Origin of the sequence: Bifidobacterium sp. H6bp9 (genome assembly GCF_032193695.1) — a bacterium.
Taxonomy (GTDB): domain Bacteria; phylum Actinomycetota; class Actinomycetes; order Actinomycetales; family Bifidobacteriaceae; genus Bombiscardovia; species Bombiscardovia kimbladii.
On sequence record NZ_JASTZY010000001.1, the window covers coordinates 32,057 to 46,119 of the forward strand.

The following is a 14,063-nucleotide window of genomic DNA, read 5'->3' on the forward strand; positions in this document are numbered from 1 at the left end:
CCCGAATGCCCCTTGCCTGGCGTCCCTGCCTGGAGCAGGGACAGCTTTGATGTTGCCCACGATGCTCAAGGAGCTGATGAGCCTTGATTCCTGCAGAACGAACCTGATTTCCTGGCTCCTCCATGCAGCCGATCCAGGCTCTTTCTACAAGGACCACTCTGCGCTCTCCCCCTGCAAGCGAACCATCCGTGCGAACTCACCATTTGCGGCCATAAGCTTCTGCGGAGAACCCTGCTCGACCACACGCCCATGGTCAAGAACGACAATCTTGTCGGCCTGTTCGACAGTGCGCATCCGGTGGGCTATGACCATGACGGTCTTCCCCACCAGCAATTGTGACAGGGCTTCCTGCACCTGCGTCTCGTTCTCCACATCCAGCGAGGCGGTGGCCTCGTCTAGCAAAACGATCGGGGCGTCCTTGAGAATGGCTCTGGCAATGGAGATTCGCTGCCGTTCACCTCCGGAAAGTCTGGAGCCGTTTTCACCAATCATCGTCTGGTACCCCTGTGGCAGGCGCAATACAAACTGGTCACAGTTGGCGGCCCTGGCCGCAGCCAACACCTCCTCGTCACTGGCACCGCACCGCCCCATCCGAATATTGCCCATGACCGTGTCGTCAAAGAGCATCACGTCCTGGAAAACAACGGCATAGTCCCGCAGGAGAACCTCCGGATCCACTTGGCTCACATCCACCCCTCCCACGGTGATGGAACCTGAAGCGGCATCCCAGAAGCGAGCCGCCAATCGAGCGCAGGTCGATTTCCCGGACCCCGAGGGGCCCACCAGGGCCGTAATCTCCCCCTCCTTGGCAGTGAAACCAACATCTTCAAGAACCGGCTCACCTGCCGCCTTACCAGCAAGGCCGGGATAGGAGAAGGCAACGTGGTCGAAGACGATATCGTGCCCATCGGGATGAAATTCCGTACTCCCCTCGGCTACAGGTTCCTCGTTGATGGAGCGAATCCGCCGGGCCGAGCCCTGGGATTGGAAGAGCTCCGAAACCAGCATCAGCGCTTGATCAAAGGGCGAGTAAATCCGTGAGACCATCAGGAGGAATAGGAACATGACCATGAAGTCGATCCTGCCCTGGATGATCAATCCGGCAGCCACCAGGAAGGTCGTTGCCACACCCAACCTCAAAACCACCATGGCGGAGTTCAATATAAGGCCATTGGTCATCTCGGTTCGGACCGTAGTGGCTTCGGTGTCATCGATGGTCGAGGAGAGCCTTTCCAGATACCTCTCTTCCTGGTTGGTGGCGTGAATCTCCCGAACGCAGTCAAGCGCCTCCTGAATGCCGTCACTGACCCGAATCTGGGCTTGCCTCGTACGCCGTGACGAAGCTTCAACGAATCGTCGAGTGGCAAAGATGATGGCGAAGGCCACCGGCACGCTCCAGAATGCAGCCAAATCAAGTGCCCAATTGATGGGCAGAAGCGACAGGAATATCAGGACGGATGAAACGACTGCGCCATAGAGCTGGCTCAGCGCATGGGCGTAGGCATGTTCCATGGTGGCCACGTCACCCAGAATTGTATCGGTCAGATCAGCCAGGTCACGCCGCCCGAAAAATGAGAGAGGCAGTTTGCGCAGTCTCTCGGCCAGGTCGATCCGCTGGGTTCCGGTCTGGCTGAAGACCGCACCGTAGGAATAACTGTACTGGAACCAGGAGGTGCCGAAGAGAATAAGCGCAAAGACCAGGAGACCGGCCAGATAGGGCAGGACTTCCGGCAGAGGCGCCCCTGCCGTCAGGTGCTCAACAAAAGCGTTCATGACCAGCAGAAGGGAGGCCGTTCCCGCCATGATGATCAGATTGGTCAGTGTGGTCCACAGCGTTCCCAAAACCACGATCTTCATGCCTCGGTCGGACAGGGCGTACTTCTTCTTGAATGAGGCGAACACTTATGCCTCACCTCCTTTCCTCTGGATGTCGGAATCGCCGGTAGACGAGTCCGTAGCGAATGGCCCGACACCGGGAACGACGTGCTTCTCACCCGCAATGGGGCCTGCGGGATTTTGACCCGTTCCGGCGGCAGCCTTCGGAGAGTTGTCGACCTTCCAGGAGACCGCCCGTTCATAATCAGACCAGATACGGGCATAGGTACCCTGCGCATCAAGAAGCTGGCGATGAGTGCCCTGCTCCACCAGGTGGCCCCCATCCAATACCAGGATTCGATCGACATGAGCCACAGTCGATAGACGGTGGGCGATCATGAGAACGGTTCGCCGTCGGCCCCCTTCGCCGCGTGTCAATTTGGTCAGCGCCTTCTGTATCAAGAATTCATTCTCGGGATCGGCAAAAGCAGTCGCCTCATCCAGGACCACAATGGGAGACTCCTTGAGGATTGCCCTGGCCAGGGCCACACGCTGGACCTCTCCCCCGGAAAGGTAGGTTCCACCTGAGCCGAGCATAGTATCCAGCCCCTCGGGAAGCTTGTCAACGATGTCCATGCATTGGGCCGCTCTCAATGCCTCCATAACCTGCTCAGGAGCGGCGTCCGGTCTGGCTGCGCGAACGTTCTCCAGGAGGGTGGTCGAAAAGAGCCTGTTGGTCTGGAAGACAAAGGCGACCTGCCCCATCAGATCATGTGGATCGATGGATCTGACATCAATGCCACCCACAGCGACCCTGCCCGAATCCACATCCCAAAAACGTGGCAACAGACTGGCACAGGTCGATTTGCCGCCTCCCGAGGGACCGACCAGAGCGACCATTCCACCCTCCGGCACCTTGAAGTCAATCCGATCCAGTGCCGGGAGATCAGCACCTGGATAGGTATATGACGCCTGTTCCAGGGAAGCATCTGCTGACTTCGGGCGTTCCGGTTCGTCAGCTACCGTCAGAGGATCACTGCTGAGCACGCCGGCAATCCTGTCCAAGGCATCGTCGGCCTTGCTGAAGGACTCACTGGAGAACTGCAGACGGGTCATGGCCGTGGGGACCATGCCCGAGAAGACGGCGTAGAAGGCGAAATCGGCCACAAAAGAGGTGAAGTCACTCTGCCCCGAAGCCAGCAGGATGGCCACAGGAATCAGGAAGATCACGGTCCCGTTCAGGGCCGTCATCTGAATGGTCTGGGGCAGGTGGCAGATTTGCATGGCATAGTTCCTGGCTATTCGGCTGTAATGCTCGATGGCCTCATGGAACGCCTTGAAGGAGTACACCGTCTGTTGGAAGACCTTGACGACCGGAATACCGCGGACATATTCTGTCCCGGTCTTCGACATCCGCACCAGCGCATCCTGGTATTCCGTCATAAAGGACTGTCCCTGATCGTTCATCATGGCACGGATGCAGACCAGGGCAATCAGAATGGGGAAGAGACAGGCCAGGCCCATACGCCAATCGAAAACCAGCATCAGTACCGGCATGCCCAGAATCATGGCGAAGGATCCAGCCGCGTCGGGGAGGATATGGGCGAGCAGATTCTCGGTATCGCCCGCCGAGCCATCAATGGTGCGACGCAGCTCGCCGGAGGCATGGAGGTCGAAATACCCCAAGGGAAGGCTCAGCAGGTGGCCTATGGCCGCTTTGCGCATGTTGGATGCGCTCCGGAAAGCCGCCAGATGCGTCATCAGCAGCCCTGCACAGTACAGAACGACGGAAGCCGCCGCAAACCCGAATCCAGCCCATCCGTATATGGCGATTCCCGTGGCCTGGGACCACTTCGGCGCTACGGCGAGGAGGTCTTTTACTGCCAGCCATATGCAGATGTAGGGTCCAAGGCCAGCAATCGTGGAGAGGGCGGACAGACCACAGCCGAGATAGGAGAACACCTTACGAGGGCCGGCGAAATCAAGCAGCCGCCTGAGGGAACTACGCCCATGCGACCTCTCACGATTAGGCGCATCTCCCCCGCCCTGTGCTTTACCTTCTACAGGATCCGGTTTGCTTCTCGAATCCGCCTGATCTGTGGTCATCTCTTTCCTCCAGGTTCATCCAAAACTCTTGTCGTTCGCTGCCATCGAACGTAATCTGAGAAGCCAACGGCTGGAAGACCGTCACAGAGCGACGGATGAATCCGTAAAAGGTGCGAACGAAAACGAAAGTCCGCCGAGATTGCTGTGAAAGCCGGCAGGATGAAAGCAGGTGAGCCATGACAGACCACACGATACGTTCCGAGTCCCGCGAGATACAGACCCTGTATCGCCCCCAGGTGGAGCAACTCGGCATGGAACTCCATCACCGATCGGGAGGATTGGAAGGGCAGGTCGATGGCGATATCTGCCAGGGAAGATTCCAAGCCAATCCGGCAGGTCCTCATTGCCTGGTCATATGGCACGACATCACCTTCCTGCGCGAAATGAACTTTAACGAGTACGCCATGACCGACTATGCCTGCCTGACCCTGGATGAAAGCCCGGCAGCCAACCCCGCTCCTTATGGGTTGCAGCCATGTACAAAGCAGGAGGGCAATATGGTCTCCCTAATCCAGCAGGCGGGATCGGTCACCAACCGCATACCGGCAGGCTCTCGCTCGCGGACCCGGAGCATCTGCATCCTCCCCGACTATTTCATGGAGCTGGAAAACCAATGGCCCGGCCAGGTCAAGGGACTCTTTGACGCCTTCTGCCAACCCTGGCCATCCGATATTGCACTGGCCGCTTCAACCGCCCTGTCAAAGTTGTCCCCAGGAAGGCCGGGCCAGACGGAGTTCCTCATAAAAGCACACATCGACCTCCTCATGGCCATGCTGGCCCAGGCTTTCTCCGCCCTTGTACAGAGCCACGAACCGTCACACGACCGCGACCTGGCCCAGCAGGTCAAAGCCCACATCCGATCCCACTTGGGCGGCGACCTCTCCATTGATCGGATAGCCCAATCCCTGTATGTGGGACGCACACGTCTATGCCTGGCATTCAAGCGTGAGACCGGCACAAGTCTGGCCAGGTACATCAGAGAGCAAAGAATGGACCAGGCCCGTCATTTTCTCTCGTCCACCGAGGAGGACGTTGCCTGGATTGGCCGGCAGGTCGGATACATGCGCCCCAGCTCATTCAGCGCGGCTTTCACCAGGGAAACCGGGGTTACACCGATCGCTTGGCGCGTGCAGTGCAACCGCGTTAATTAGGCTCGCATCAATCGATACTTCCGTAATCGCGAAGGCCAGGCAGCTGGAACAGCGGCCCCGGCCGACCCATGCTGCGTGTAGCGGCAGGACAGAGGATATATATAAAAGACACACACTGTCACCATCAACCAGTATCAGCAAATAGGCTGATACTTGACATGCTCCGAACCAACCGTCCTGTATCCAAGCAACACCGCCAAAGAAGATACGAGAAGCTAGGAAGCACATGCATCAGAACTACTGTCTCACTCCCCTATCAGCCATTCGCAAGTACTACAAAGCCAAACCCTTTTCACCGTTGATGTTCCATGGTATGTTGAAACACATTCCAAAGGGGCCGACAGCATGCTGCAGCGCCACGCATGATGTGGATGTGCAACGATCCGACAGTCAGACGGAAGCAATGATAAACCAGAACGATACCGGAAATCGCGGCGATTCACGAACCTCCGCAAACAAGAAGTTGATCCTTAGCATGCTCGGGAGAGCAGTCTCATTCCCGATCATGTTCACCGTGTCTTTCTCCTTCCTAGCTCCATGCGCATTCATGCAGAACATCAAGCGCGTGGACTATTGGACCACGGCTTTGCTGCTTACGGCAGTGGCCGTTGCAGGCGACCTCATCGTTAGAGAGGGCCCAGCAGGCCGGTCTGGGAACAGCGTCAGATATAAAGGGCCTGACTCGGACGCCGAAACATGTCCATCACCGCTCGAACTATCCACACCAAAGCCAAGACAAGAACGAAAGAACTGCAATGAAAAAAAAAGGAGCATATGCCGAGAGACAACGCCGACGGAAGACCAGCTAGTGGCGCTAGGCACTGCTGGTCTGGGCCAACATACGACTGCTCATGAGCATGCTCATGGTTCCCTTTCCGCGACACATTCTCTACAGCAGTAATCACCGGTATCCATCTGTCTTCTTTGCTATAACCAAGACCATGCCCCGCTCAGTGTCCTTTACAAAAACGGAAGAGGTTACCTGCCAACACCTCGAGTCCACATCAGACAAGACCTCAGATGAGTGGCCGGAATCTGGTTCTTTGGTTAGACCTTTCAGAAAAGAAATAGATGTCGTTGGCGGATTTCCCCGAACACCATCACCCCCCCCCGGCAAATCCGTAAAACATGAAGACCTGAAGCTTCTAATTTAGAGGATTGCATATTGCTTCTCTTCAAAGCACAAGCGCCATGGAGGCACGACTTATGACGTAAGCATGTGGGAAGCACACAGAAACAGACTTCGCCGTTATAGCGCATCCAAAGCACACTTTGGACGGTGGGCGTACCTACCACCCACGGTTCCAGATAACCATCACTTGCACGAGGATAAGTACAGCACTTACAAAATACAGAATCGCAGGTCATCTTCCCTGCTTCTGCCACCCATGTACTCATCACACGAACAGGGATCATCTACCTGTTTCCGACCTGGGCAGCAACCAACATGGGAGTCATCACAGCCCAGGCTGTCGGATTTCTCGGAACGCTGCTCTTTCAGAAGGGCGATATCCGTCGTCAGGAGAGCATCGACTGAAACCGTAAGGGGTGCAGAGGGATACGCTCCATACTCCACAACAGGAAAGGAAATTATCATGATCAACAATGATGAATGGCTGGTGGTGATTGACCGCCAGGAGGCATTCACCCACAATGAGTGGTCCCGTTGGGCCTGCTCCGACGGGGCCTACTATCAGACAGACAAGAACTACACCCGCCTCGCTCAGGCATACGGCGACCGCGTTGCTTACACCAGATACATTGCCCCGCAGCCGCCAAAAGGCGCATGGGTGGAATACATGAAGAATGGCCGGAATTTCAGGTCCCCTCCGACGATCCCATGTATGACCTCACGCCAGAGACCGCCGAGCTCGCCAAGGGGCATCCAATTGTCTCGCTCAGCACTTTCGACAAGTGGGGGCCGGAATTGCAGGCGGCAATAAAAGGATCCCAGAAGATAGCCCTGTGCGGTGTCGCCACCAATGCCTGTGTGTTGCAGACCGCCTTGGCGGCTGCAGACCAAGGCATTGCCGTTCGATTGGCAGCAGATGCATGCGCCGGATCCACGCCGGAAAACCACAAGCTAGCACTCGATACGATGGTCCTGTTTACACCGCTCATCACCATCACCGACACCGATTCGCTGTTGAGAGATCTTCAAACAGACTAACCTTTGACATTCTTGATATGTATGTAGGTTGGGTTCTTTCCTCACAAGAAGGAAAGAACCCAACGGCACGAATCTCACCACGTCGCAGCCGTCTGCTCCATATACACAAGTTAAGACCCTATAAGTTACCGCACTTAACTCACGGGTAGCAGAAACCGAATTTAGCTGTAGCCTAACTCAAAATATCTTCTACTGTAGGGTTAGAAACTGGTGCAAAAAACAAAGGTTGTGGATCGCAATCGCGTCTGTTGACGTCCTCGACAATGGAATCCGAATCTACCACTTTTCCAAGGTCTAAACGGACGGGTCGCTACTCAATCGGCTTTGACAGCAACTACCATATAACAGTTCAAATATAAACCCAGCTCAGCTCGGACCTATCCCACGCATATACAGATTCGCAGTTGCCTTTTATTGATTACAGTCCTGCATTTTAAACACAAGTACCAGTAGACAGCACGGTGATAAAATTGTAAGAGCAAGTTTGGCTAGAAGTGACCCCACACGCCGTCAGTGTAGAGAGTGCTACAACCAGCTAAAGGAGATCAAATGGTTGATCATGCCTATCTGGATTCAGACAGGACTCAGTATATAAGTGTTCTGCAAGCCTTGGTTGAGGATCACAATATACGATACTTTTGCCCAAATCCGCGCTGTGATGCCTATCTCTACATATGCCAAACAGATGGCAATAGAAATGGATACTTTGCAGCAAATCGAAAACTGCACCGGCATATTGAATACTGCCCTTACAGTTCAGGCGATGCTACGATTGCTGAGCTGTATGTTGAACCTGAGTTCGACTATAAAAAAGCTATATTAAAAATAGAAACAAGAGTTCCTTATCGTCCATCAAGGCAAACGGAAGATAGACGCATTGGTATACAAGCAACCAGCAACATATCGTGCAGACAGCCAACAACTGTGCGAGAGCTTTATACACTTTGCAAGCAACACCTTCCTAATGAGGAATTCAACAATTCCAAGTTTGGTGAAATACTATTTGACGAGCGCAGCGAAGACATGCATTCAAATGGCCCAAGCGGACAGATGCTTGTGGAAGCTGTCAAAAAACCATGGTTTTTTGAGAATGAAGGGCACAAGATATTTTTGAAAACTGCAACAACACATCCATATAAGTTGAATATTAGAGTACCTGACTACAGAATCTATAGCCAATTCAAAGACACGATTTTTCACAATCAAGATAGCAAGATAGTACTTGCCGGTACATGGACACTAGGCAGCGATGGGACATATTCTTCATTGAAGATAAATAGGAAAAGCCAGTACTTGTTCCTTCACCATCAAAAATCTACCCAAGAATGCGTTCGCAGTCAGACAGCAGGTTTCAGATAAAGCGACATAATGTTCAATTAGTCTAAAACAGCAATTACCTTATGCACACTATTTTGGAATCTTTTTGAAATGGACGGGGATGGTTCGATTTATCTTTTACAGTGATTTTAACTGTCTGTCGTTTTCTCTTACATTCTTCTAAGCAGTCGGAATAGATGTATTTTTTTGAAATACGTCATCTAATACTGTAAAACTCGCAAATTTGCCTCAAGATTCTCATCACGGTAATCAGCACGCCCCAACTCGACTAGGGCATAAAACCGGTTAAACAATGACGACAAACCACATGAAAACCACTGTGGAACAAGATTCGTATTCAATGGATCGGCCCGCGTATCCGAAATATCAAAAAACTTTCCCTCCCTGCATCGTAAAGGCGACTTGTTTAGAGTCATTAATCAGGCTCATGCCGTTGCCGCATGTCTTTGTGATTACTTCAAATGCTGTTCATTTGGTCTTTGCCCACCTTGTTTGCATACTGTCTTATTCCGCAACTCTAAGTCATCTAAAGATGTGGAATACGCGATAGAAAAGGTCTTCGACCAGTAAAGTTGGTGAGATCAGATCACAGCTTTTCTAACCCACACCTAGGTGTGGGTATCAAATATTTCTGGATCCTATTGGCCTCCCGCAATGATCCAGCCTCTCCTTCACTCACCTCAATTACCTAACCGTGTACTACATGCCGCATGCAAGCTAGGCATAGTGAAAAGCGGCAGTATGGCCGCTGCTTGATACGCTTCTACACACTAGTCGATTTATTCTTTACTCTTTTGAATGGCAAAAGGCACAGGCACATTACTTGTATGGAATACACCGAACAAGAACAAAATAAAAACCTTCAGGCCGTATATTTACCACTCAAAACGCCAAGGAGTAGGACTATTACCAGTTTTACTGCTTAACCACCAAATGCAAAACCACATTATCCGCAGTCCAGAGCACCGGACTCAATAATCTATACCCTCCTTATACCTTTTAGCTTGCTCATCTTCATTTAATCCCATCGAGTGATATTTTCTCGCTTGTCTTGTCAGCAGCGCAGCCACCTTCGGCCATTGAACGTTAATTCTGTCAGCACATTTTTGGAGTTCATCTTCAAGCTCGTACTCTTGTTTCCCGCCTTCTTCTAAACCACGAAAAAATGCCTCTCTTTTATTGAACAATTCAGTACTGAAACCTTTATCTAAAAATGTGGACTGAAAGTCTTCTATTACATTACATACTGATTTACATGGCCATGTTCCGTCATCATCAGCAGGAGCGTGAGCCAGTACTTTCCCGATATAGTAGTTTCCTTGTTTAATTAGGTTACGCGAACACAATATCTTTTGCGCTTCTTGAATCCAGGCTCTGAGTTGTTCTTCGACGATCTCATTTGACTCATTGACCGCTCCTGGAATCGTTCTCCAAGTATTTAGCAGAAGCCAAGCATTTTCCGACTGTTCTTTCGGAACATTCGGCTGTTTTCCAACATTAGCAGTTTCTGGGTAGACGAGAGAGATTATGTCAGCAAAATAGCGCGGGTTATCAGCGAGTTTTCGGTGTAACAATAAGCACACACGTCCATCATTAATTGCTCGCAAATAGGCCCATTCAAGTTTCTCAAGACGAGTACGTTCTACACTGTCACTATCTTGGAGGAGTTTTATCAGCACTTCTATTTCATAACTAGATAATGTCTCACTTTCACGATCATGGCATATCAGCAACTTTTCCATAAGATCAGCCGCTAAGCCCGAATCAACTTCAACAGCACTAGCATCACAATATAACGCAAGCAATTTGAGAGCGTCCACGATTCGTCCATGACTCGCAAGCTGTTTTGCTGCTTCATTGGCTAACATGAAATCGGTTCCTAAGTGATTAATTGGAAACTCTAGCCAATATATCATCTCCACTTCTTTATCATAACTATCAAGAGATGTCCATACTTCATCGAATTCATCAGAGAGCAAGAGCAAGCGAGCTTTCACCGTGTTGGACAAACTATCACTATGCATTATCTCCAGTAGATTGCTTAATTTACCATTAGTTAGCCTATACAAAGCTGAACTCGCAAAATAACATACTTTGGAAAACTCGCTTTCTAAGAGTCTTGCAATCGCATGGTCGTGTATCTGTAGGCCGAGGCAAGCAAACGCATCTCCAACGATCCAAGGGCATTCAACTCTTTTGGCAAGTCGCAATACGCTCTCCAGACCACCTTCCTCAAAGACATTACTAATTGCATCATTTCTGGCTTTTCCTAGAAGATGCTTTCTATCAATCGACTGATTATTATTGTCCAAGACGTAAACCAACCAGTCGTAAGTAAATAGCGGGGCTACTTGAACAACAGGATCTACTGGTGCTAGCTCTTTCATGACCGATTTGAAATATTTGATATCTTCGAGAGATAAAGACGATGACACATTTGCTGAAGACTGATATTCCCCGATAAGTTTATAAAACTCCAACCATATCGCATCACGTGTATCGGTTGGTTTCAACTTAGCTAGACTAAGCTTATTCAAAACAGTATTTCTGCTCTTTTGAGACAAATAAGGCAACTTAGAGATAATCTTGATCCAGATTGATGGATCACTTTCAGCAAGGTCAATAGCACAGTCAAGATATACGTTAATATCATCAACGATTTGATTATCGGTCGGCTTACTTGGTGAAGCAGATTGTCTAAATTCAAACGGGGTAATTGTTGAAGTGCTTTCCCCTGCCCTAGGAATGAGAGCAATAACTAGTGATTTACCAACCTCAGGTAGTTTTCTGCAGACTTTTTGAACGAACGAATGCCTTTCATCTGATAATGCAGCTGTTTGAGGATACCATACACGCAGAATAGTAGCGAGAGAGTTTAACGGCCGATTAGCAAGTTTCCCGCCTGGATCGCGATCAGCTAGTAACGCAAGTAACCACATAGCTCTCCCAAAATAATCGGGAATCATTGCCAGACGTTCCAAAGCCCAAAGCACTTGTACATGCGGGCTGGTAGGTGCCAACCAATTAGATGATTCGTGGAATAATTTATCCATGAATACACCGCTTGGACTTATTGCTCTTTGCAATTCATCCAGAAACTCTTCGGGTGCTGCCTCAGCAATTTCCGACAAAACATCATTTATCGAAATCCATATGTCCCCGGTGCAATCATCATTTGCGAAACGCAGAATATCTGAAACAACTTTGGCCGCCCAATCCGAAAAAGACAGAGAAGGGAAATCGCTTACAGTCACACTCGAGGAACCTAGCAAGGCAAGTGTAGTACTAATTCCCTTTCTAAGATCGTCAGATTCTTTCCTCCCCTTTCCATAAATTTTCGCCCCCCATCGCTGATCTTCTGGAAGAACAAGGGCAGGATTTGCTTCTTCCAGTACAGAACAAACTACCTCTCGAAAGGCATCCAAATCGGATCTTGTTATCGCTTGCAAAAAGCGTTCAGCACTCTCAACGGGGGAAATAACTGCACGCACACTTCCAAACATTGAAAAAACGGGATTAGCACTATTAGCGTCTTTAAGTAGCGCAGCAGTTAACTCTTCATCGCTGGGGTCTATCACAAAACGGGCAACAACGTCTGCGTCTCCTTTTATTGCACCATCCCACCGCCCAAGCATCCATGCTCGTCTAACTAGTTGATTTACATGAGGAGAATTTGAATTCGGTAAGAGCTCATCTGGAAGAGGTGTTAAAGCAATTTTATTACGCAGCAATGGTATGCTTTTATGTGCCGCACGCGCATACTCCGCTTGTTTTTCATCCGGTATACTTTTTGTTTTGAAATAGTTGACGGCTTTTTCATACGAGATGTCAGGCAAATTGATTGTTGGTGCGACTTGCTGCACTTTATTTATACCAATAACTATATGGTGTCCGGTAAGTAGTTGAGCTTCTCTTACTAGAGCAGCATCTGACAAAAGCACAATTAGACGTTCTGACACTTGTCTTAAATACTCTAGTGCGCTTGCCTCACTAACGACCACCGCTTTAGACAGCATTCCTTGCTTCTCAGAAAGCAAAGTCGCCGCCACGAATGCAAGACAATCTTCAATCGTCACAGACCGTATTATTATTTGATTCGGCTTGCTGTCATTTAGTTTCTTCTTAAGAAGACTTCTTTCATTAGATCGATTACACAAGACAAGCTCAGAAGTAAGTAGATTATCACACGGTTTTCGGTAGTCATTCCACCAAGTTTCCAGACTGGATAATCCATGAACCGATTTCCCGCACATTTCTGAAAACCACAAATATACCGCTGGAGTTTCCTCAAGCGCTGTTAATATGTCATCGGCCGTATATACACGGACTTCTTTCCATTTTCCCTCTTTGCTTTTCCCGCGAGCCCAAGCCTGCGCATCCGCCCATCTCCCCAAGGTAACAAAGACGAAGGTGGTTTCGGATTGGTTTATGCCTAATGGGTTTTTTGTACGCTTGTTATAGTCAGAATTGGCTTTAGCTTTGATACCACGAGATGTGCCGAATTCCCACACACTGTACCCCGATGGAACAAATGCGTTTCCTTGCCCAGCACGCACTTGACCATCGTATCCACCTAGGTCCGTATCTTCCTCTCCGGGCATTTTAATAAAAGTGATTGTTTGATTCGACTGCAAGATAATTCTTCTTATCAGGATAGGCAATGTCGAACGAGCTGTAGTTGTTCTTCCAAATGAATAAACATCTTTGAGCTGAGCTAAATACGGCAGTCTCCCCATAATTTCCTTCCTGACCTTATGAAACGACTACACCTACGTTACTTCCATACCCCATAAGATTTGATAACGGTATAAGACTTATGGCTGTGAGAGAAGATCAGTAGCAAATGTTTGCGAGAAGTACATTGCACCGTCACTGATGATCCCGATCACCCGTACATTTTGGCATGGTGGGTGGTTTCTAAAGATTGTTGCAAAACTTGTCTGATTGTGAAAATGGATGAGTGGAAGATTCTCGGGGGTCTTAGGTCTGCTGATGGCACACCAGCAGATCGGCCATATCGTCGTTCCAGTCTTAAGCCGTTGTGATTGAGGAGCATGGTGTAGTTGTTTATTTCAAGCTTCAAGTAGTTTGTTGATCGTAAGTATCAGGTCCTCGCACTGGTCAACCATGGAGAAAAAGGTGTCCATGGCGCCTTCCATGATGCTCTTATTCAACAGTTTTCTGGCTTTTACGAATCGTTGATGGGCATATCAGCCTCAATCTCGTCGTTAAATGTGCTTTGCCTCTCAAGCCATTCGTGCCTTTGCATTCCTAGTCGTTGTAAGCGACCAATTATTACCTCAAGTCCTCATCAGTCTTCACCCGGTTCAGGGTGACAACGATGCGCCACAGCTGCCTGCCGACCTTCATCCGTAGTCGCTTACCGGTCAAGGCGATGAGGTTCATGCTGATATGGGGCAGGCAGCAGCGTATGAGCGTACCTGGCCGCGCCTGACGCATACATAACCTTAGCGATACCCTGA

The 14,063-nt window shown here is 50.0% G+C and carries 6 protein-coding genes; 3 read left to right on the top strand and 3 right to left on the bottom strand.

The window, feature by feature from the left end:
- Positions 1–144 precede the first annotated feature (144 nt).
- Positions 145–1,902, bottom strand: a complete 1,758-nt coding sequence (locus tag QRX40_RS00120; protein WP_313835456.1) for an ABC transporter ATP-binding protein — start codon at positions 1,900–1,902, stop codon at positions 145–147.
- Positions 1,903–3,921: an ABC transporter ATP-binding protein gene (locus QRX40_RS00125; protein WP_313835458.1), complete on the bottom strand. Its 2,019-nt coding sequence runs from the start codon at positions 3,919–3,921 to the stop codon at positions 1,903–1,905.
- Between the two features lie 176 nt (positions 3,922–4,097).
- Here QRX40_RS00125 and QRX40_RS00130 point away from each other — a divergent pair, with 176 nt between their 5' ends.
- From QRX40_RS00130 to QRX40_RS00140, 3 genes are all read left to right on the top strand, one after another.
- Positions 4,098–5,072: an AraC family transcriptional regulator gene (locus tag QRX40_RS00130; protein WP_313835459.1), complete on the top strand. Its 975-nt coding sequence runs from the start codon at positions 4,098–4,100 to the stop codon at positions 5,070–5,072.
- A gap of 1,786 nt (positions 5,073–6,858) precedes the next feature.
- Positions 6,859–7,242 (top strand): isochorismatase family protein, encoded by a 384-nt coding sequence (locus QRX40_RS00135; RefSeq protein WP_313835461.1) that lies wholly within the window; start codon positions 6,859–6,861, stop codon positions 7,240–7,242.
- Between the two features lie 549 nt (positions 7,243–7,791).
- Positions 7,792–8,601, top strand: coding sequence for a hypothetical protein (locus tag QRX40_RS00140; protein WP_313835463.1), 810 nt, complete (start codon positions 7,792–7,794; stop codon positions 8,599–8,601).
- A gap of 950 nt (positions 8,602–9,551) precedes the next feature.
- Here QRX40_RS00140 and QRX40_RS00145 read toward each other — a convergent pair.
- A complete protein-coding gene (locus tag QRX40_RS00145) occupies positions 9,552–13,316 on the bottom strand; it encodes a hypothetical protein (RefSeq protein WP_313835465.1) in 3,765 nt (1,254 codons plus the stop codon).
- Positions 13,317–14,063: the final 747 nt, after the last annotated feature.

What these genes read in the sequence shown, in the direction of transcription:
- QRX40_RS00125 (WP_313835458.1), bottom strand. Translation starts at nt 3,921, where the DNA reads ATGACCACAGATCAGGCGGATTCGAGAAGCAAACCGGATCCTGTAGAA.
- QRX40_RS00130 (WP_313835459.1), top strand. Translation starts at nt 4,098, where the DNA reads ATGACAGACCACACGATACGTTCCGAGTCCCGCGAGATACAGACCCTG.
- QRX40_RS00135 (WP_313835461.1), top strand. Translation starts at nt 6,859, where the DNA reads ATGGGTGGAATACATGAAGAATGGCCGGAATTTCAGGTCCCCTCCGAC.
- QRX40_RS00140 (WP_313835463.1), top strand. Translation starts at nt 7,792, where the DNA reads ATGGTTGATCATGCCTATCTGGATTCAGACAGGACTCAGTATATAAGT.
- QRX40_RS00145 (WP_313835465.1), bottom strand. Translation starts at nt 13,316, where the DNA reads ATGGGGAGACTGCCGTATTTAGCTCAGCTCAAAGATGTTTATTCATTT.